Origin of the sequence: Pseudomonas sp. HY2-MNA-CIBAN-0224, assembly GCF_040310285.1 — a bacterium.
In the GTDB taxonomy this organism is placed as follows: Bacteria; Pseudomonadota; Gammaproteobacteria; order Pseudomonadales; family Pseudomonadaceae; genus Aquipseudomonas; species Aquipseudomonas helleri.
Genome location: NZ_JBEOPQ010000434.1, coordinates 1 through 279 on the forward strand (window position 1 = coordinate 1; position 279 = coordinate 279).

Annotated in this window: 1 protein-coding gene; it reads right to left on the reverse strand. The window is 37.6% G+C overall.

From position 1 onward, the window contains the following. Positions 1-18: 18 nt before the first annotated feature. Positions 19-279: hypothetical protein (locus AAEZ03_RS27060; protein WP_350582902.1), on the reverse strand; the 261-nt coding region annotated here is incomplete at its 5' end.

Consider the following 279-nt stretch of genomic DNA (forward strand, 5'->3'; position numbering starts at 1 on the left):
GGGTAACAGAAATAGAATTTAGTTATTTTTTTTATTCACAGACGAGAGCATTAACGCGACTAACTGCTGACTGTCTATCGTTTTGAGTGCGTTATTAATAAGTAACGAGTCGATATCAGCTAAGAATACTATCAAATCTTGCGCTGACATTTGCGCGCTCACGGTAGCCAGTTGCTGATTAATATATGCTGCACTATCTATCGACTTGCCCTCTAATACTTCCCCTTCTTTGGAAAAATTATTGCTAAGCACTTGTGACTCAAATAATGAGCTTAACAT